This window comes from Enterobacter cloacae complex sp. IR5384 (genome assembly GCF_049237265.1).
GTDB lineage: Bacteria > Pseudomonadota > Gammaproteobacteria > Enterobacterales > Enterobacteriaceae > Enterobacter > Enterobacter cloacae.
Genome location: NZ_JBMKHJ010000030.1, coordinates 20,830 through 41,094 on the forward strand (window position 1 = coordinate 20,830; position 20,265 = coordinate 41,094).

A 20,265-nucleotide genomic window follows, 5' to 3' on the forward strand; every position below is an offset into this window, starting at 1 on the left:
CGACAAGTTTCTTCCGGCAACAGATTTCAATTTTGCATTCCTAAGTTCAGAGGTAGTCATGATTAAGAAAATCGGTGTGTTGACAAGCGGCGGTGATGCGCCGGGCATGAACGCGGCAATTCGTGGGGTTGTTCGTGCAGCGCTGACGGAAGGTCTGGAAGTTTTTGGTATCTACGATGGTTATCTGGGTCTGTATGAAGACCGTATGGTTCAGCTCGACCGTTACAGCGTATCTGACATGATCAACCGCGGTGGTACTTTCCTCGGTTCTGCGCGCTTCCCGGAATTCCGCGACGAACACGTGCGTGAAGTGGCTATCGAGAACATGAAAAAACGCGGCCTCGACGCACTGGTTGTTATCGGTGGTGATGGTTCGTACATGGGTGCAAAACGTCTGACTGAAATGGGCTTCCCGTGCATCGGTCTGCCTGGCACCATCGACAACGACATCAAAGGTACAGACTACACCATCGGTTACTTCACCGCCCTGGGTACCGTTGTGGAAGCGATTGACCGTCTGCGTGACACCTCTTCTTCTCACCAGCGTATCTCCATCGTTGAAGTGATGGGGCGTTACTGTGGTGACCTGACCCTGGCTGCGGCTATCGCGGGCGGTTGTGAGTTCGTCGTGGTTCCGGAAGTGGAATTCAGCCGTGAAGATCTGGTTGCAGAAATCAAAGCCGGTATCGCCAAAGGTAAGAAACACGCCATCGTTGCGATCACCGAGCATATCTGTGACGTTGATGAGCTGGCGAAGTACATCGAAGCAGAAACCAAACGCGAAACCCGCGCGACCGTTCTGGGTCACATCCAGCGTGGTGGTTCCCCGGGTCCATACGACCGTATCCTGGCTTCCCGCATGGGTGCGTACGCCATTGAACTGCTGCTGCAGGGTCACGGCGGTCGTTGCGTCGGTATTCAGAACGAAAAACTGGTTCACCATGACATCATCGACGCCATCGAAAACATGAAGCGTCCGTTCAAAGGTGACTGGCTGGACTGCGCGAAAAAACTGTACTGATCGGTGTTTGTATTGTGCCGGGTGGCGGCAAGGTAAATGCAAAACGGTAACCCCAGGGTTACCGTTTTTTATGGTTGCGCCCTCTCCCGTGGGAGAGGGTTGGGGTGAGGGCATCAGGCCACTCATCCACTTTTTTATTCCTCAAAGTTATAGCCAATCTTTTTTTATTCTTTAATCATCAATTCCGTTTCTGGCACGCTGCATTCATCAAAACTCTACACATGAGAGCTGGGCGATGAATAAATGGGGCGTGGGTTTAACATTATTGCTGGCATCGACCAGCGTTCTGGCTAAGGACATCCAGTTACTGAACGTGTCATACGACCCGACGCGTGAGCTGTACGAGCAGTACAACAAAGCCTTTGCGGCACACTGGAAACAGGAAACGGGCGACAACGTGGTGGTTCGCCAGTCTCACGGCGGCTCTGGTAAGCAGGCGACCTCCGTCATCAACGGCATTGAAGCGGATGTGGTGACTCTGGCGCTGGCCTACGATGTGGACGCAATTGCCGAACGTGGCCGCATCGACAAAAACTGGATCAAACGCCTGCCGGATAACTCCGCGCCATATACCTCGACCATCGTTTTCCTGGTGCGTAAAGGCAACCCGAAACAGATCCATGACTGGAACGACCTGGTTAAACCTGGCGTATCGGTCATCACGCCGAACCCGAAAAGCTCCGGCGGCGCACGCTGGAACTATCTGGCAGCCTGGGGCTATGCCCTGCATCACAACAATGGCGATCAGGCCAAGGCTCAGGAGTTCGTCAAAGCGCTGTATAAAAACGTTGAAGTGCTCGACTCCGGCGCGCGTGGCGCAACTAATACCTTCGTAGAGCGCGGCATTGGCGATGTGCTGATTGCCTGGGAAAACGAAGCCCTGCTGGCGACCAACGAGCTGGGTAAAGACAAATTCGAGATCGTGACCCCGAGCGAATCTATTCTCGCCGAGCCGACCATTTCTGTGGTGGATAAAGTGGTCGATAAGAAAGGGACCAAAGCGGTGGCGGAAGCCTACCTGAAGTATCTCTATTCGCCGGAAGGCCAGGAAATTGCGGCGAAGAACTTCTATCGCCCACGCGATCCGGCGGTTGCGAAGAAATACGATAGCGTATTCCCGAAACTGAAGCTCTTCACCATTGATGATGAGTTTGGCGGCTGGACAAAAGCCCAGAAAGACCACTTCTCTAACGGCGGTACATTCGATCAGATCAGCAAACGCTAGGCTTTTGTAACGAACGACACGGTGACCCGGTGTGAGAAATCCGCCGGGTTTTTTATTTGGTCATCATTTTGCGTTACTCTTTGGCCTCTACTGAAAACAGGGAACGCATTGTGAAAAAAATTATCTTACTGATTCTGATTGTTATCGCCCTTGCCGCGGGTGGCGTGTACTGGATGAAAGCAGGTAATCCGAATGCGTTGCGTCACATCGTGCTGGACCAGTGTGTGCCGAATCAGATCCAGCACCGCAATCCGGCGCCGTGTGCACAGGTGAAACCTGACGCGGGCTATGTTGTGTTCAAGGATCGCAACGGTCCACTGCAATACTTATTGATGCCCACCTACCGCATCAACGGCACCGAAAGCCCGCTTCTGACAAAGCCTCAAACACCGAACTTCTTCTGGCTGGCATGGCAGGCCCGTAGCTTTATGAGCATGAAGCACGGATCCGAGGTGCCAGACAGCGCAATTTCATTGACCATCAACTCACCCACGGGCCGCACGCAGAATCATTTCCATATCCACATCTCCTGCCTGCGCCCGGACGTGCGCGAGAAGCTCAATGCCGCGCAGGGGCAAATCAGCACCCAATGGCTGCCCCTTCCCGGTGGACTGGAAGGACATGAATATCTCGCCCGCCGGGTGACGGAGAACGAGCTGGTGCAGCGGAGTCCGTTTATGATGCTGGCGGAAGAGCTGCCGGAAGCGCGTGACCATATGGGGCGCTTCGCGCTGGCGATGGCCCAGCAGTCTGATGGCTCGTTTGTGTTGCTGGCAACCGAACGTAATCTGCTGATGCTTAACCGCGCGTCGGCTGAGGAATTGCAGGATCATCAATGCGATATCCTGAAGTGACCCCACCATAAATAGCGTTTACTCGTCCTGCCTGTCGCCGTAGACTTGCTGAAAAAAACGACAGGAGACAGGCATGTCGCTCTGGTTAACCCACCCTCTGTTTGTGCCCTCAGCGATCGTCGGCGTCACCATTGTGTTATGGGCGACGTCGCTATTGCCGGAATTCATTACCGCGCTGCTGTTCTTCACGGCAGCGATGACCGCCAGAATTGCCCCGCCGGAGGTCATTTTTGGCGGCTTTGCCTCGTCTGCCTTCTGGCTGGTGTTCAGCGGCTTTGTGCTTGGTGTGGCAATCCGGAAAACCGGTCTGGCTGACAGGGCTGCACGGGCGCTCTCCGCCCGGCTTACTGACTCCTGGGTGCTAATGGTGGCCAGCGTGGTTCTGCTGAGTTATGCCCTGGCGTTTGTGATGCCGTCGAACATGGGGCGTATCGCCCTGCTGATGCCCATCGTGGCCGCGATGGCAAAACGTGCCGGTATTGCCGACGGGTCGCGCGCCTGGTTTGGCCTGGCGCTGGCCGTTGGTTTCGGCACCTTCCAGCTTTCGGCCACCATCCTGCCTGCCAACGTTCCCAATCTGGTGATGAGCGGTGCGGCAGAGGGATCATACGGTATTCATCTGAACTACGTGCCTTATCTGCTGCTGCACACGCCCGTGCTCGGTATTCTCAAAGGGTTGATTCTGATTGGTTTAATCTGCTGGTTATTCCCCGGTAGCCCGAAGCCGCCCAGGGATCTGGCACCCGCTGAACCGATGGGGCGAGATGAAAAACGCCTTGCCTGGCTGCTGGCGGTGGTATTGGGAATGTGGGTGACGGAGAGCTGGCACGGTGTGGGGCCGGCATGGACCGGACTTGCGGCATCGGTCATTGTGATGCTGCCACGCGTAGGTTTTATCACCGGAGGAGAGTTCTCGGCGGGGGTGAATATGCGCACCTGTATTTATGTGGCAGGCATCCTCGGTTTGGCCATTGTGGTGACGCAAACCGGTATCGGTCCGGCGGTGGGGGAGGCGTTGCTGAAGATAATGCCGCTGGACGCCGACAGACCGTTCACCAGTTTCCTGGCGCTGACCGGGATCACTACGGCACTGAACTTTATTATGACGGCTAACGGTGTTCCGGCGCTTTACACCACGCTGGCGCAAAACTTTTCGGAGGCGACGGGCTTTCCGCTATTGTCTGTCATCATGATTCAGGTGCTGGGCTATTCCACGCCGCTGCTGCCGTATCAGGCGTCGCCGATAGTGGTGGCGATGGGCTTAGGAAAGGTGCCTGCAAGGGCGGGGATGGTGCTCTGTCTGGCGCTGGCAATTGCCACGTATCTGGTGCTGCTGCCGCTGGATTATCTGTGGTTTAGCGTTTTAGGTCGTTTGTAGCGATTTTGTAGGGCGGGTAAGCGCAAGCGCCACCCGCCACAACAGCATTACGCCTGTTTAGCCGCTTCTGCCGCTTTAACGATTACCGCGAAAGCGTCAGCTTTCAGGGATGCACCGCCAACCAGCGCGCCATCGATGTCTGGCTGGGTGAACAGTTCTGCCGCGTTAGAGGCATTTACGGAACCGCCGTACTGGATGATGACCTGCTCTGCCACTTTCGCGTCGGCTTTAGCAATGTGGTCACGGATGAATTTGTGAACCGCCTGAGCCTGCGCTGGGGTTGCAGATTTGCCGGTACCGATCGCCCAGACTGGCTCGTAAGCGATAACCGCGCCTTCGAATGCTGCCGCGCCCTGCGTCTTCAGCACAGCGTCGATCTGACGTGCGCACACTTCTTCCGTTTTGCCTGCTTCGTTTTCTGCTTCGGTTTCACCGATGCACAGAACCGGGATCAGACCCTGCTCTTTCAGCACCGCAAATTTCTTCGCGATGAACTCGTCGGATTCTTTGTGGTAGGTGCGACGCTCAGAGTGGCCGATGATGATGTATTTGGCGCCGATATCTTTCAGCATTTCAGCGGAGGTTTCACCGGTGAATGCGCCAGACAGGTTAACGTCAACGTTCTGTGCGCCCAGAATGATGTGGCTGCCGTCAGCGGCACGTTTAGCCAGATCCAGGTACATATCCGGCGGAGCGATAGCAACCGCGCAGCCAGTCACGCCAGCCAGCTCTTTACGCAGGTTCGCAACCAGTTCGTTTACCATGTGGCGGCTGCCGTTCAGTTTCCAGTTACCCATCACTAAAGGATGTCGCATTTCAATTCTCCACGCTAAATAAGCGAATTAAGGAATATGGCCACCCTGACGGGCAGCATGGTCTGTGAATCAGTATAGAGATTTTCCCTCGAAAGGCTTTGCTTTTTGTCATTAATTCGCCCCTCCGAGTGTGTCAGATAGTGCCAGCTTAATCGGTTCAACAGCGAAGGTCAGGCCTTTTTCGCCGTTATCCGCCACCACATAGCGCACCGCGCCTTCGGTTTCGGTGTAATAGCGCTTGTTTTTACCCGTAACCAGCAGTTTTTGCAGCTTTTGTTGGCTCTGTTTTTTTGTCAGTGCGGGCGTAAATGCCTGCAGCACCGCGCTCATGTACTCCAGCGCCTTCGCCTTGGCGGCTTTCTGCTCTGGCCCCTGAATCGGCAGCCAGGTGATCTGCATACTTTTGATTTTTAGCGTACCGCGCTCCAGCGCAGTGGAAGCGTACAAGTTTTCGTTAATCTTGCTGGCGGCACGGGTCAGGTTTGGAGTATCGCGCGCGCCATCAATGGCGCGAAATTCATCCAGCGGCAGCGTTGGATTGGTTTTGTTAAACGTTTCACGAAACTGACTGATGGACTGATCGAACGATGGCGCACCCGCCAGGAGGTAGGGCGCGGTTGTCGGAGCAGGGGGTTCGGCGGCGTGCAGGGGGAGACCGGCGCTCAGCATCGCGAAACACAGGAAAAGAAGGTGTGCCGAATTTTTCATCAACATTGTCCCTGGCCGTAAGTGCTCATGATTAAATCGATATCTGGTCGGCTTGTCAAAAGGTCACAACTCCAGGGTAAAATGCGCACGATATGATAATAAGGAACCTTACATGACCATACAGCAGTGGTTGTTTTCATTCAAAGGGCGTATTGGACGCCGTGATTTCTGGATCTGGATGGCGACGTGGATTATCGCTATGCTGCTTCTGTTTTTTGTGGCCTATAACGCATGGCTGAGCACGCAAACCGCGGCGTTTGCGCTGGTTTGTTTACTGTGGCCAACCGCGGCCGTGGTGGTGAAACGCCTGCACGATCGCGGTCGTTCCGGTGCATGGGCTTTTCTGATTATTCTGGCGTGGATGCTGGTCGCCGGGAACTGGTCAATACTTCCGTCCATCCTCCCCTGGGTGGTGGGCAGACTGCTACCGACCATTATCTTTGTGATGATGGTTATCGATCTGGGTGCGTTCATCGGCACCCAGAGCGAAAACAAATACGGTAAAGACACTCTTGAGGTGAAATACCGCTGATCACCAGTAGTGTTCGGCGGTCATATGACCCGGTCGGCGGCGAAGGTGTTTCGTCATCTGCCGGGTATCTTTCAGAAGCTGCTGAGTGTCCCGTACCATCTGCGGGTTACCACACAGCATCACGTGGCTGGTTTCGGCACGCATCGGCAAGCCAACGGCCTCTTCCAGGGCTCCACTCTCAATTAATGCCGGCACGCGGCCGGTCAGCGAACCTGCTGCCGTTTCGCGGCTTACCACGGTCTGGATTTTCAGCTTTCCGGCATACTGCCGCTCCAGCTCCTGCATCTGCGGCAGATAGCTTAAGTCTGCGGCGTAACGCGCGGCATGCACCAGCACGATGTTTTTAAACCGCTCCAGGTCTTTGCCGTACTGCAGAATGGAGAGATAGGGGCCGATGGCCGTGCCGGTTGCCAGCATCCACAGGGTTTCGCAGTCCGGAATTTCGTCCAGCACGAAGAAACCTGCTGCGTCACTCACAATCTGGACATCATCACCGGGTTTAAGCGCCGCCAGGCGCGGGCTGAGTTTGCCGTCCGGGACGGTAACCAGATAGAACTCGAGATCCGGATTATCGGGCGCGTTGACGTACGAGTAAGCGCGCTGCACGCGTTCGCCGTCGATATCCAGCCCCAGTTTGGCAAACTGTCCGGCCGTAAACGGATGGATGGGGGCGTGCACGGTGAGACTAAATAGCGCATCGGTCCAGAATTTTATCTTAGTGACTTTACCTGTTACCCAGTCCGCCATGATCTTCTCCTGTGCTGTTTCTCGGATCTATCTTCCGTATTTGTGATGAAGATATCCAGCCCATTCGGGCTGGAAAGCTCTATCGATCAAACGGTTTTACAGAATGTGCGTCTGTACGTCCGGGTCTTTACGGTCGAGATAGTGAATCGACTGAATGCGACGAATGGTGCGCGATTTACCGCGGATCAGCAGCGTTTCCGTGGTCGCCATGTTGCCTTTGCGGGTGATGCCATCCAGCAGATCGCCTTTGGTGATGCCGGTCGCGGAGAAAACAACGTTGTCGCTGCGGGCCATTTCGTGAAGTGCGAGGACTTTATTGGCTTCAATACCCATTGCCTCACAGCGCGCCAGCTCATCTTCGCCAATGCGGCGATTCTCTTCGTTGTCGCCTTTGACCTCATGACGAGGCAGCAGGCGGGCCTGCATGTCGCCATCCAGCGCGCGGATCACCGCAGCAGAGACCACGCCTTCCGGCGCGCCGCCAATACCGTACAGGACATCCACTTCACTGTCTGGCATGCAGGTCAGAATGGAGGCCGCCACGTCGCCATCCGGGATGGCAAACACGCGTACACCCAGCTTTTGCATCTGCGCGATGGTAGCGTCGTGACGTGGTTTCGCCAGAATTGTGACGGTGAGTTCGCTCAGCGGCTTGTTCAGCGCGCTGGCGACATTACGCAGGTTCTCTTCCAGCGGCAGGCTGAGGTCGATGGCGCCTTTCGCGCCTGGACCGACAATCAGCTTTTCCATGTACATATCCGGTGCGTTGAGGAAGCAGCCTTTATCACCCACGGCCAGAACGGCCAGCGCGTTGGCCTGACCCATCGCCGTCATGCGTGTGCCTTCGATCGGGTCGACGGCGATATCCACGGCATCGCCTTTGCCGGTACCCACTTTTTCACCGATGTAGAGCATTGGCGCTTCGTCGATCTCGCCTTCGCCGATCACAATAGTGCCGTCAATATTGACCTGATTGAGGACAATGCGCATGGCATGGACAGCCGCACCGTCGGCGGTATTTTTGTCGCCACGGCCAAGCCATTTATAGCCTGCCAGGGCAGCGGCTTCGGTAACGCGGGAAAACTCGATAGCAAGTTCACGTTTCATGAGGTACTCGTGCAATCAAAAGGAATTGCACGAAGTTTATCACAGAGTGGGGCGAGGCGAGGGGACCGGTGCAGCCGGAGCCCCTCACCCTGACCCTCTCCCCGGGGGAGAGGGAATGTATGATTACTCTTCGTGCTCTTCCCACGCCAGGGCGCGTTTCACCGCTTTCTTCCAGCCGCTGTAGCGGTAGTTACGCTCGGTGGTTTCGATGCCAGGGCGGAATTCACGTTCGATAACCGCTTTTTCCTGCAGCTCGTCCAGATTCTGCCAGAAGCCGACCGCCAGACCCGCAAGGTACGCCGCACCCAGCGCGGTCACTTCGCGCACTTCCGGGCGTTCCACGCGGGTGCCCAGAATGTCGGACTGGAACTGCATCAGGAAGTTGTTCGCGACTGCACCGCCATCCACGCGCAGAGCGTGCAGACGGATGCCGGAGTCAGCCTGCATCGCTTCCAGTACGTCGCGCGTCTGGTAAGCGATAGATTCCAGGGTGGCGCGAATAATGTGGTTGGAATTCACACCACGCGTCAGGCCGAAAATCGCGCCGCGTGCATACGGATCCCAGTACGGTGCGCCCAGACCGGTAAACGCAGGTACCACGTACACACCGTTGGTATCCTTCACTTTGGTGGCGAAGTACTCGGAGTCGAATGCATCGCTGATAAGCTTCATTTCGTCGCGCAGCCACTGGATGGATGCACCCGCCATGAACACCGCACCTTCCAGCGCATAGTTCACTTCACCGCGTGGGCCGCAGGCGATGGTGGTCAGCAGACCGTTTTCTGATTTCACCGCTTTCTCGCCGGTGTTCATCAGCATAAAGCAGCCGGTACCGTAGGTGTTTTTCGCCATCCCTTCTTTAACGCACAGCTGGCCGAACAGCGCCGCCTGCTGGTCACCGGCGATACCGGCGATAGGAATACGCGTGCCGCCTTTACCACCGATGTTGGTCTGACCGTACACTTCAGAAGATTTACGTACTTCTGGCAGCATAGCGCGTGGAATATCCAGCGCGTCCAGCATCTTGTCATCCCACTCCAGCGTGTTGATGTTGAACAGCATGGTGCGCGAGGCGTTGGTGTAGTCCGTGACGTGGACGCGACCCTGGGTCATCTTCCAGATAAGCCAGGTATCGACGGTACCGAACAGCAGTTCGCCGCGTTTTGCACGCTCACGTGAACCTTCCACATGGTCAAGGATCCACTTCACTTTGGTACCCGAGAAATACGGGTCGACCACCAGGCCCGTGGCGCTGCGGACGTACTCTTCCATACCGTCGCGCTTCAGCTGTTCGCAAATCTCTGACGTACGACGACACTGCCAGACGATGGCGTTATAAATTGGCTTGCCGGTTTCACGTTCCCAGACGATTGTCGTTTCACGCTGGTTGGTAATACCAATCGCGGCTATTTCGTCAGAACTGATATCGGCTTTCGCCAGCACTTCGACCAGCGTGGAGCTTTGCGATGCCCAGATCTCCATCGGGTCGTGCTCTACCCAGCCTGGACGAGGATAGATTTGCTCAAATTCACGCTGTGACACGCTGACAATGTTCGCGTCATGATCCATTACGACAGCGCGGGAGCTGGTGGTGCCCTGGTCGAGCGCAACGATATATTTTTTTTCGGTCATGGTGTAAGTCCCGTAGTCAGATTACAGCGAAGCTTTTTGTTGTGCGGTAGAAGTCGTCTCTTTCTCCTCGTCCACACAGGTGTCGCACGGTAAGTGGCGACCAATTAATTTGCGATAGCTAAACGCACCCAGCGCAGCCCCGACAACCGGCGCAAACAGCGGAACCAGGAAGTAAGGAATGTCTTTGCCACCGGTGAAGGCCACGTCGCCCCAGCCAGCGATAAAGGCGAACGCTTTTGGTCCGATATCACGCGCCGGGTTCATCGCGAAGCCGGTCAGCGGGCCCATGGATGCGCCGATCACCGCAATCAGCAGGCCAATCAGCAGAGGTGCCAGCGGGCCGCGCGGAATGCCGTTTCCGTCGTCGGTCAGCGCCAGGATAACGCCCATCAGAATAGCGGTAATCACCATTTCAACTGCGAACGCCTGCACAAAATTGATATGCGGGTTTGGATACGTTGAGAAGATACCTGCCAGATCCAGACTTTCGACGCTGCCGCGCACCATATGATGCGTCTGTTCGAAGTCGATGAAAAGATTGTAATAAAGCCCGTAAACTAACGCCGCTGCGCAAAACGCGCCGGCAAATTGAGAAATAATGAAAGGAACAACTTTGCGTCCGTCGAAGCACGCGAACAGCCACAGTGCGATGGTCACCGCCGGGTTAAGATGTGCGCCAGAAACCCCTGCAGTCAGGTAGATGGCCATTGCCACACCCAGACCCCAGATAATACTGATTTCCCACTGACCAAAACTGGCACCCGCCACTTTCAGTGCAGCAACACAGCCCACTCCGAAGAATATCAACAACCCGGTACCAAGGAACTCGGCAATGCACTGGCCTTTTAAGGTTGATGTCTGACTCATAATCGGAATCCTGAAGAGATTGATGTTTATTGTTAGCATGGCCGCCCGTGACAGCCATGATGTCCTGTAGACATAGTGTTAATTTATCGTTAACGAGCAAAAACGAGAAATATCGAAATCAAAATGTGTGGTCTGCGTCAATAAAATGAGCGTTTACGCGCCATAAAGCGCATTTTTGCATCAGCGCGAGAGTGTGAGCTGAATCATTTCATTAACTAATGAGTTAACAACTTAGGGGTAATTGCCGCGAACGCACCAGGACGAGGCCGAAAAGTGTTGCAAACCGCGATCTGCGCGGTGTGTCGCTGGACAGGGGCGACGGGGCTTCATACAATCGGCATAGATGTTGTGCGCGTTTACGTTAAAGCGTCGCCTTGCAATTCAGGAGAGGTAGGATCATGTCTTTAGAAGTGTTTGAGAAACTGGAATCGAAAGTACAGCAGGCGATTGACACCATCACGCTGCTGCAGATGGAAATTGAAGAGCTGAAAGAAAAGAACAACAGCCTGGCGCAAGAAGTGCAGACAGCTCAGCACGGCCGTGAAGAACTGGAGCGCGAAAACAACCAGCTGCGTGAACAGCAGAACGGCTGGCAGGAACGTCTGCAGGCGCTGCTGGGACGTATGGAAGAGGTTTAATTCCCCTGGGATAGAACTGAGTAGGCCGGGTAAGGCGAAGCCGCCACCCGGCTTTTTTATGGTTATCGCGAATGGGTAATAACCATAAAAAAGGCCGCCCAAGGCGGCCTTAACGCTACTTGTCCTGCGCTGTCGTAGCAAAAGCAAAGAACACATTGGGTTCATCACTCTTCACAACGAGTACGCTGGCGACAATGAACGCGATACATAAATAGCGTTTCATTATGCGGTCCCTGCAGCTAACCGCTCCACCGTTCACCACCGGTGATAAGTCGGTGGACACAAGCCCTGGTATTAGCCTGTTTTACGGTTGTGAATACACCTTTCCCTGGACCGATGCCCATTTGCGAGATGGCGGAAAGGGACGCTGCATCATAATAAGCAGCAACCGTGGTGTTAAGGTATTCATAAAGAATTAGGATTTTATAAAGCTTCTGAGGGGTTGCCCAAGGTTTGGACGAGAGTATGATGAAGATCCTTGGTGTTAGCCTGCAAGCCTTCCCAACGGACCGCGAATCCCGAGGGACAAAAAAACCGCCACATTGCTGTTGGCGGTTTTTTTATGGCGCTCGCTTACTGTTTACTACTCAATATCCAGCGGATCTTCGGAGAGGATAATGCCGGTGTTATCGGCATAGAGATGGTCGCCGGAGAAGAAGGTCACGCCGCCGAAATTGACGCGGATATCGCTTTCGCCAATGCCTTCACCTGCGGCGCCTACCGGAATGGCGGCAATCGCCTGAATGCCGATATCGAGGTCTTCGAGATCGTCCACCTGGCGTACTGAACCGTAGACCACAATGCCTTCCCATTCGTTTTGCACGGCAATTCCGGCCAGTTCTGCGTCAATCAATGCACGACGTACGGAGCCGCCGCCATCAACCAGCAGCACGCGACCACGACCGTTCTGTTCGAGCAGATCGTACAGCAACCCGTTATCCTCGAAACATTTCACCGTGATGATTTGTCCGCCAAACGAAGACCGTCCACCAAAGTTGGAGAACAGCGGTTCAACGACGTTGACATCTTCCTGGTAGATGTCACAAAGCTCGGAGGTATCGTATTTCATAGGTTTAACGCTCTGTTGCTGCGAATGTGTTCAGTATATCGTGCGAAATGCGTTGTTGGCAAAATCATCAATTGTTAATTGATATTTGTCAGTTAACTCAGCGTCTGGCTCAGGACAATCCCTATCACGAACAACAGGTTAGTGAGCAATGCGCCTTTTACCGTGCGCTCAAGCATCGGTGGCATGGCTGCCGGGCTGAGCTCACGCATCACAAAGCGGGCCTGTTTAATCAGCAGCGGCGCGGCGAGCACAAACAGCCAGCCCCAGAGACTATGCAGCGAGATCAGGTTGAACAGCGCGAGGCAGAGCAGGGCGCCCATCAGCAGGCAGGCATGATAGCGACGCGCGTTTACCGGCCCCAGACGCACGGCCAGCGTGTTTTTGCCGTTCTTACGGTCGCTGTCGATATCGCGCAGATTGTTGATGTTAAGTACCGCCGTTGCCAGCAGACCGCAGGCGGTGGCGGGCAGGAACAGGGCAGGGATAAGCGTATGCGCCTGTAAGTACCAGCTGCCCATCACGCTCAGCCAGCCAAAAAATACCAGCACGGAAATATCACCCAGGCCGATATAACCGTAAGGGCGGGTGCCGACGGTATAGGTAATGGCGGCGATAATAGCGAGCAGGCCCAGCACCAGAAAACCAATGAAATCACTGGTGGTTTTCGAGGCGACCGTCACCAGCGCCAGGCCGGATAAACAAATCAGTACCACGGTGATAATCAACGCACGCTTCATCTGTGCCTGCGTAATCACCCCTTTCTGCATCCCGCGCAGAGGGCCGATACGGTCAGGCTTATCGCTACCCTTAACCGCATCGCCGTAGTCATTGGCGAGATTAGAGAGGATCTGCAACAAACCGGCGGTGACCAGCGCCAGCACGGCAACCAGCGGATTGAAATACCCCTGCCACCAGGCAAGGACGGTACCGACGATAATCGCGGCAAAGGCCAGAGGAAGGGTTTTAGGGCGCAGACTTTCGAGCCACGCCTGAGTACGGCTGATATCAGTCATAGTTATTAAGCCAAAAAAATGGGGGCATTAGCCCCCATTAAATGTGATGAGAATGCAGTAACCGCGATTATAGGATAAAACGGCTCAGATCTTCATCTGCCACTAACGCATCCAGGTGTTTACCCACATATTCTGCGTCAATGGTAATGGTTTGACCGTTCAGGTCGCTCGCATCATAAGAGATATCTTCCATCAGGCGTTCCAGCACCGTGTGCAGACGACGCGCACCGATGTTCTCGGTGGTTTCGTTGACCTGCCAGGCCGCCTGGGCGATGCGTTTGATACCGTCTTCGGTGAACTCAATGTTCACGCCTTCGGTCGCCATCAGCGCTTTGTACTGTACGGTCACAGACGCGTTTGGCTCGGTCAGGATACGTTCGAAATCTTCAGTGGTCAGCGCCTGCAGCTCAACGCGGATAGGCAGACGACCCTGCAGTTCCGGGATCAGGTCAGACGGGCTGGCAATCTGGAACGCACCGGACGCGATAAACAGGATGTGGTCCGTTTTAACCATGCCGTGCTTGGTGGAGACGGTGCAGCCTTCTACCAGCGGCAACAGGTCGCGCTGCACGCCTTCACGGGAGACGTCCGGGCCGGACGCGTTACCGCGCTTACAGATCTTATCGATTTCGTCGATAAACACGATACCGTGCTGCTCAACCGCGTCGATCGCATCCTGCTTCAGCTCTTCCGGGTTCACCAGCTTTGCTGCTTCTTCTTCAATCAGCAGCTTCATCGCATCTTTGATTTTCAGCTTACGCGCTTTCTGTTTCTGACCGCCCAGGTTCTGGAACATGGACTGCAGCTGGCTGGTCATCTCCTCCATGCCAGGAGGCGCCATGATTTCCACACCCATTGGCGCGGCGGCGAGATCGATCTCAATCTCTTTGTCATCCAGCTGGCCTTCGCGCAGCTTTTTGCGGAATGCCTGACGTGCCGCAGACGGTTCAGCCTGCTGTTCAGCCTGGCCCCAGTTGTTTTTCGCCGGCGGGATCAGCACGTCAAGAATACGCTCTTCAGCCATCTCTTCCGCGCGATAGCGGTTTTTCTCGATCGCCTGAACGCGAACCATCTTGATTGCCGAGTCGGTCAGATCGCGGATGATAGAGTCAACTTCTTTACCTACATAGCCCACTTCGGTGAACTTAGTGGCTTCAACTTTGATGAACGGCGCGTTAGCCAGTTTAGCCAGACGGCGCGCGATTTCGGTTTTACCGACACCGGTTGGGCCGATCATCAGAATGTTTTTTGGCGTCACTTCATGGCGCAGCTCTTCGTCGAGCTGCATGCGGCGCCAGCGGTTACGCAGAGCAATAGCCACGGAACGCTTGGCGTTATCCTGGCCGATAATATGTTTGTCCAGTTCGCTGACAATTTCGCGTGGGGTCATTTCAGACATGGGAGATCCTTACGCTTTAGAGGTCAATTCTTCGATGGTGTGGTTGTGGTTGGTATAGATGCAGATATCACCCGCAATATCCAACGCCTTCACAGCGATATCACGCGCATTCATGTCGGTATTCTCCAACAGTGCGCGAGCCGCAGCCTGGGCATAAGGGCCGCCAGAGCCGATGGCAATCAGGTCGTTTTCCGGCTGAATGACGTCACCGTTACCGGTGATGATCAGCGATGCGGTTTCATCGGCCACGGCCAGCAGCGCTTCGAGTTTGCGCAGCATGCGGTCGGTTCGCCAGTCTTTCGCCAGCTCCACGGCGGCTTTCACCAGATGACCCTGGTGCATTTCCAGTTTACGTTCAAACAGTTCAAACAGCGTGAAAGCATCAGCCGTGCCGCCTGCAAAACCGGCGATCACTTTGTCGTTGTATAAACGACGGACTTTTTTCACGTTGCCTTTCATTACGGTATTACCCAGCGTGGCCTGGCCATCACCGGCGATTACCACGTGGCCGTTACGGCGTACACTTACTATTGTTGTCACGAGCAGACCCCCTGGTTACAAAATCGGGAAACAGAAGCCCTGAGCCTGTGCTCAGGGCTGAATAGAAAGATAGATGGGGGGGAATTTGGGGGTTTCAACCCCCGGAAGCAAGTCGGATGCAGTTTGTGTGGCCGGCGACTTTCAAACGAGAAATGGTGCCATCGGCATTTTCTTTGCCTTTGACCGGGCCAATCACCACGCGATTCCAGCCGTTATTGGTGGTAATGCGCGAGTCAAATCCTTCAAATGCCAGTTGAGCGCGGACCGTTTCGGCCTGCTCGGCACCTTTGAACGAACCGCACTGCACCATCCAGCGGCGTTCATCTTTCTTCTCAGCCGTCTGCTTCGGTGCCTCGGTCTCTTTGGTGACCGGTGCGGCCTGCTGTGTTTTCGGCTGCTGCGCGGTGGTATGCGCAGGCGTCTGCAGCAGATCCTGATACGGTTGAGCCGTTTGCTTCTGCGTCTGGGCCTTTGGCTGCTGAGCAGGCTGAGACTGCGCCGTTCGCGTTTGCGGCTGCTGGTACGGCTGTTCCGTCACGCGCGGCTGCGCTTTAGGCTGCTGTACCGGCTGGTTTTGCGTCCACTGCTGCTGTTGTTGTTGCTGCTGAATCTGTGCCTGACGCTGGCGCTGCAGTTGCAGTGTTTGCTGACGCTGCGCCGGCGTTTGTTCATTCCACGGCACTTCATTCAGCTGCGTAGGCTGCTGGCGCATATCGGCCTGCATCTGTGCCAGCAACTGACGCTGTTCGTCCGTTAGCTGATCGGCATTTTTCACCTCGCCACCGGCGGATGGCTCGGTCGGCGCACGCACGCCAGGCTGACGGCTTTCCAGCTCTTTAATATAGCGCCAGCGCTCTTCAGGCTTCGGTGGCAGACCATTTCCAACCACTTTGTTGCCCTGAAGGGCCTCAGCCTCTTCTTTTTTATGGTGCGTGATAAAGTACAGGCCGCCGATGAAGGCCACCAGTACCGCCGCAGCAATAGCGACCATTGCTGGCGAGACAGCAGGCAGGTTACGTTGCTTTTTCTTTGCGCTACTCTTTTTGCGTCGCGAAGGTGCCGGCTGGCCGCGACGTACATAATCTCGTTGTGCCACTATCGTTTCGCTGTATTTATTCGTTCGTCAGTCCGCCATGTTACTTAAGCGGCGGGGCTTTGACCAGATAAGGGTGTCCTAAAGACATTTACTTTAAGTCAATGCCTGGGTAGAACCACGAATAATCAGTTCGCAGTCCAGCAACCTCGATCCGCTGCTAACTGTTTGACCCTGCAACTGATCGAGCAAAAGAAGCATCGCTTCACGGCCAATGTCGTAGCGTGGCTGCGAAACGGTTGAGAGCGGGGGATCGCAAAATTCTGAAAGCGAAATATTATCGAAACCGATAATCGACAAATCTTTCGGTATGCGCAGGCCGCGGCGTTTCGCATACGATAATGCCCCCAGTGCCATCACGTCGCTGTGGCAGAACACTGCGGTAGGCGGCTCAGGCAACGCCAGTAGTTTTTCCAGCGCCTGACCACCGGCTTCGAAGGAAAAATTACCGCGCGCAATGTAGTGCGGATCAACCGTCACGCCGGTTCGGCGAAGCGCCTGAACATAGCCCTGCAGGCGATAGTGACACAGCGGCATCTCTTCCGGGCCGGCAATGCAGCCAATCCGTTTATGCCCCAGCTCCTGCAGGTAGTTAACGGCGTTGAACGCGGCGGTCAGGTTATCAATATGCACCGTTGGCAGTTCCAGCTCCGGCGCAAACTCGTTGGCCATCACCATCGGCGGTAAATTGCGCTGCTCTTCAATGCTGGCATCAAACGGCAGGCGCGAACCAAGCAGCAGCATGCCGTCGATCTGCTTGGTGATAATGAGGTCGATAAAGGTTTTTTCCTGCTGATTCTGGTGCGCGCAGTCGCCAATGAGCACCAGATACCCTTGCTCCGCAGCGGTCACTTCGATGCCGCGAATAATTTCGCTGAAGAAGGGATCGCAGATGTCCGGTACAATCACCAGGATGGTCCGCGACTCATTACGTTTAACGTTACGCCCCATCGCCTGTGGGAAATACCCCACTTCCAGCGCGGCCTGTTCTACCCGGTTGCGGGTCGCCTGAGAGACTTTATCCGGGTTCATTAATGCGCGGGACACGGTTGCCGTAGAGACTTGTGCTTTCTGGGCAACGTCTTTCATGGTCGCCGTGGCAACCTCTTTCCTGGACTTCAACGTCTTCTCCTCGCCTGAACACCGAACTTCTGACGCCACCATTTTTACAGATAGTTAATGGAATCGGTTACAGAATTTTCATAAAAAGTGTGAGGGACGTTAAATTTTTCGATCCGGCTTCAGCCTTCGATGGGATCAACGTCAAGCACCCACTTCACTTTGCGCGCTTCTGGCAGGGTGTTGATCAAGGCCAGCGTGCCGCTGACGATGTGCTGTAAACGGATGCGCGAAGGGTGCTGGAGCAAAATCTGCCAGCGAAAACGTCCGCCGCGCTTGGGGGCCAGCGCCGGAACCGGCCCTAAAATCCACAATTGATTATCGACCAGCGGGCTGGCCTGCAGAAGGTTTCTCAACTGCTGCAGGAAAAGCGGCGCCTGCTGGTTGTTATGATCTTCCGCGCGGATGATCACGTGGCTGGTCCACGGGGGAAGCTGCATGGTCTGGCGTTCAGCCAGCGCCTGCTCGGCAAAGGCGTCATAGCCTTTGTGCAGCAGGGTTTGCAGCAACGGATGCTCAGGATGGTGCGTTTGTAGTACCACTTCGCCCTGTTTCCCGGCGCGTCCCGCGCGTCCGGCCACCTGGGTATAAAGCTGGGCAAAACGCTCGGCTGAGCGGAAATCGGCAGAGAACAGTGCGCCATCGACATCCAGCAGGGCAACCAGCGTCACGTCCGGGAAGTGATGACCTTTGGCCAGCATCTGGGTGCCAATCAGGATGCGCGCGCCACCGCGATGCACTTCTGCCAGCTGCTGTTCCAGCGCCCCTTTACGGCTGGTGGTGTCCCTGTCGATTCGGGAAATGGGCACATCCGGGAAGAACGGCTCCAGGGCCTGTTCCAGCTGTTCAGTGCCCAGACCGACCGGCACGATGTGCGTTGACCCGCACGACGGGCACTGACGCGGCACCGGGCGCTGGCTGTCGCAGTGGTGGCAGCGCAAATGGCGCTGGGCCTGATGGAAGGTGTAGTAGTGGTCGCAGCGCGGGCATTCTGCGATCCAGCCGCAGTCGTGACACAGCAGTGCCGGGGCAAAGCCGCGTCTGTTGAGGAACAAAATAACCTGATTGCCCGCCTGCAAATGCTGACGCATCCGGGTGATAAGGGCAGGTGCTAACCCCGCCTGCACCTGCTGACCTTTCAGATCCAGCACGTGTTGAATGGCCGGACGCGCATTCCCCGCGCGACGCGTCAGGCGCAGCATATGGTATTTACGCTGACGAACATTATGCAGCGTTTCGAGCGCCGGGGTAGCAGAGCCCAGAATAATGGGGATTTGCTCGCTGTGCGCGCGATAGACGGCCAAATCGCGGGCGTGATACCGCCAGCCTTCCTGCTGCTTATAAGAGCTGTCGTGTTCTTCATCAATGACGATGACGCCAAGATTTTTGAACGGTGTAAACAGTGATGAACGGGTGCCAATCACGATCGCCGCTTCGCCGTTTTTCGCTTTCAGCCAGGCGCTGAGGCGTTCGCTGTCATTCAGGCCAGAGTGCAGCACCTCAACCGGCGCATTAAACCGCTCGCGAAAGCGCGCGATGGTTTGCGGCGTCAGGCCAATTTCCGGCACCATCACCAGCGCCTGTTTGCCCTGCGCGAGCACGTTTTCCAGCACACTGAGATAGACTTCTGTCTTGCCGGATCCGGTGACTCCGGCCAGTAGCCAGGCGGAGAAATGGCCGGAGGCACTGTGGATCGCCCCCACGGCGGTGGCCTGCTCGGTGTTCAGGCGCAGGCGATCGCCCGAGACGGAAAATCGCTCCCGCCAGTCATACAGGGCCGGAGCCTCGCTTGCCAGTTCGCTCAGCCCTTTTTTTCGTAGTGCCTGGAGCGCGGTTTCGCTGACTTCCATCTCATCGACCTGATGGCGCCAGATTTTCCCCTGACGCAGGGCGGCCAGCGCCTGCTGTTGTTTCTGGGAGCGCTTCAGGCTGTTAATGTCCACCGCCTGGCCCTGTTCGGTCGCAAACCAGTACCACATTGGCGCGTGGCTGGCGCTTTTGCCCTGGCGCAGCATAATCGGTAAAGCGTGGAACAGAACATCGCCAATCGGATGATGATAATAATCCGCCGCCCATAGTAGCAGTCGCCAGGTGCTGGTGGAGTAAACGGGCTCGCTGTCGAGCACCTCAACGACCGATTTCAGTTCGTTAAGCGGCAATTCGCTCTTGTCGCTGACGGAGACGACGATCCCTACGCGCTGCTGTTTGCCAAAGGGCACGGTCACGCGACAGCCCGCTTTAACGCTCATGCTGTCGGGCAGCAGATAGTCAAACGTGCGGGGAAGCGGAACGGGCAGGGCAACGTGAGCGACGGGCATCGAATCTTCCTGACTTGAAAAGTGGCGCGTTAGTATACACATTAGTGAAAGCGGCGTGCGGATCAGTTTGCATACGTTGGTCAAATTCTGTATGATTCGCCGCCTTTGGTGTACTTTACGCCAAAGAACTTACATTCAACATCGCGTGGTGTCTGGCGTTAGGGCTGGAAGAGCGACGCGGCCTTAACTG

At 55.6% G+C, this 20,265-nt stretch carries 19 protein-coding genes; 6 read left to right on the forward strand and 13 right to left on the reverse strand.

Translation table 11 applies throughout. The features are described 5' to 3' along the window. The first annotated feature begins 58 nt into the window (after positions 1–58). From pfkA to ACOTX3_RS20055, 4 genes are all read left to right on the forward strand, one after another. Positions 59–1,021 (forward strand): 6-phosphofructokinase, encoded by a 963-nt coding sequence (gene pfkA / locus ACOTX3_RS20040; protein ID WP_013099327.1) that lies wholly within the window; start codon positions 59–61, stop codon positions 1,019–1,021. 235 nt (positions 1,022–1,256) lie between these two features. Next, positions 1,257–2,246, forward strand: coding sequence for a sulfate ABC transporter substrate-binding protein (locus ACOTX3_RS20045; protein ID WP_040020311.1), 990 nt, complete (start codon positions 1,257–1,259; stop codon positions 2,244–2,246). 110 nt (positions 2,247–2,356) lie between these two features. Then, entirely contained in the window at positions 2,357–3,100 is a 744-nt protein-coding gene (locus ACOTX3_RS20050; RefSeq protein WP_020686902.1) for a CDP-diacylglycerol diphosphatase, read from the forward strand. A 73-nt stretch (positions 3,101–3,173) separates the two neighbouring features. Continuing rightward, positions 3,174–4,478, forward strand: a complete 1,305-nt coding sequence (locus ACOTX3_RS20055) for an SLC13 family permease (protein WP_058679175.1) — start codon at positions 3,174–3,176, stop codon at positions 4,476–4,478. 47 nt (positions 4,479–4,525) lie between these two features. Here ACOTX3_RS20055 and tpiA read toward each other — a convergent pair whose 3' ends face one another. Beyond that, positions 4,526–5,293, reverse strand: coding sequence for a triose-phosphate isomerase (gene tpiA, locus ACOTX3_RS20060; RefSeq protein ID WP_003862019.1), 768 nt, complete (start codon positions 5,291–5,293; stop codon positions 4,526–4,528). Between the two features lie 111 nt (positions 5,294–5,404). Further along, positions 5,405–6,001, reverse strand: a complete 597-nt coding sequence (locus ACOTX3_RS20065) for a DUF1454 family protein (protein WP_013099322.1) — start codon at positions 5,999–6,001, stop codon at positions 5,405–5,407. 112 nt (positions 6,002–6,113) lie between these two features. Between ACOTX3_RS20065 and ACOTX3_RS20070 the strand changes: the two genes are divergently transcribed. Continuing rightward, positions 6,114–6,533, forward strand: a complete 420-nt coding sequence (locus ACOTX3_RS20070) for a DUF805 domain-containing protein (RefSeq protein ID WP_020686904.1) — start codon at positions 6,114–6,116, stop codon at positions 6,531–6,533. Here the strand turns inward: ACOTX3_RS20070 and fpr are convergent, their stop codons facing one another. The 4 genes from fpr to ACOTX3_RS20090 all read right to left on the reverse strand — a co-directional run bounded on the left by fpr (position 6,534) and on the right by ACOTX3_RS20090 (position 10,886). After that, positions 6,534–7,280 carry a ferredoxin--NADP(+) reductase gene (gene fpr / locus ACOTX3_RS20075; protein ID WP_013099320.1) on the reverse strand — a complete coding sequence of 249 codons (747 nt, stop codon included), beginning with the start codon at positions 7,278–7,280 and terminating at the stop codon, positions 6,534–6,536. 96 nt (positions 7,281–7,376) lie between these two features. After that, positions 7,377–8,387, reverse strand: coding sequence for a class II fructose-bisphosphatase (glpX, locus tag ACOTX3_RS20080; protein WP_013099319.1), 1,011 nt, complete (start codon positions 8,385–8,387; stop codon positions 7,377–7,379). 123 nt (positions 8,388–8,510) lie between these two features. Further along, the gene (gene glpK, locus ACOTX3_RS20085) at positions 8,511–10,019 is read right to left on the reverse strand and encodes a glycerol kinase GlpK (RefSeq protein ID WP_013099318.1); all 1,509 of its coding nucleotides are present in this window, start codon (positions 10,017–10,019) and stop codon (positions 8,511–8,513) included. Between the two features lie 21 nt (positions 10,020–10,040). Beyond that, complete coding sequence (locus tag ACOTX3_RS20090; RefSeq protein WP_013099317.1) at positions 10,041–10,886, reverse strand: MIP/aquaporin family protein; 846 nt, start codon at positions 10,884–10,886, stop codon at positions 10,041–10,043. 398 nt (positions 10,887–11,284) lie between these two features. Here ACOTX3_RS20090 and zapB point away from each other — a divergent pair, with 398 nt between their 5' ends. Further along, positions 11,285–11,524 (forward strand): septal ring assembly protein ZapB, encoded by a 240-nt coding sequence (gene zapB, locus ACOTX3_RS20095; protein ID WP_013099316.1) that lies wholly within the window; start codon positions 11,285–11,287, stop codon positions 11,522–11,524. Between the two features lie 583 nt (positions 11,525–12,107). Here zapB and rraA read toward each other — a convergent pair. The 7 genes from rraA to priA form a co-directional block, all read right to left on the reverse strand. Next, entirely contained in the window at positions 12,108–12,593 is a 486-nt protein-coding gene (rraA, locus tag ACOTX3_RS20100) for a ribonuclease E activity regulator RraA (protein ID WP_013099315.1), read from the reverse strand. A gap of 92 nt (positions 12,594–12,685) precedes the next feature. Next, positions 12,686–13,606, reverse strand: a complete 921-nt coding sequence (menA, locus tag ACOTX3_RS20105) for a 1,4-dihydroxy-2-naphthoate polyprenyltransferase (RefSeq protein WP_058679176.1) — start codon at positions 13,604–13,606, stop codon at positions 12,686–12,688. Positions 13,607–13,673: 67 nt separating this feature from the next. Continuing rightward, positions 13,674–15,005, reverse strand: a complete 1,332-nt coding sequence (gene hslU, locus ACOTX3_RS20110; RefSeq protein ID WP_013099313.1) for an HslU--HslV peptidase ATPase subunit — start codon at positions 15,003–15,005, stop codon at positions 13,674–13,676. Between the two features lie 9 nt (positions 15,006–15,014). Continuing rightward, on the reverse strand, positions 15,015–15,545 hold the full coding sequence (hslV, locus tag ACOTX3_RS20115) for an ATP-dependent protease subunit HslV (RefSeq protein ID WP_008501802.1): 531 nt from the start codon (positions 15,543–15,545) through the stop codon (positions 15,015–15,017). Positions 15,546–15,639: 94 nt separating this feature from the next. Beyond that, positions 15,640–16,641 (reverse strand): cell division protein FtsN, encoded by a 1,002-nt coding sequence (ftsN, locus tag ACOTX3_RS20120; RefSeq protein WP_028028089.1) that lies wholly within the window; start codon positions 16,639–16,641, stop codon positions 15,640–15,642. Positions 16,642–16,734: 93 nt separating this feature from the next. Continuing rightward, the gene (gene cytR / locus ACOTX3_RS20125) at positions 16,735–17,760 is read right to left on the reverse strand and encodes a DNA-binding transcriptional regulator CytR (protein ID WP_013099311.1); all 1,026 of its coding nucleotides are present in this window, start codon (positions 17,758–17,760) and stop codon (positions 16,735–16,737) included. Between the two features lie 119 nt (positions 17,761–17,879). After that, positions 17,880–20,075, reverse strand: a complete 2,196-nt coding sequence (gene priA / locus ACOTX3_RS20130; RefSeq protein ID WP_020686910.1) for a primosomal protein N' — start codon at positions 20,073–20,075, stop codon at positions 17,880–17,882. Positions 20,076–20,265: the final 190 nt, after the last annotated feature.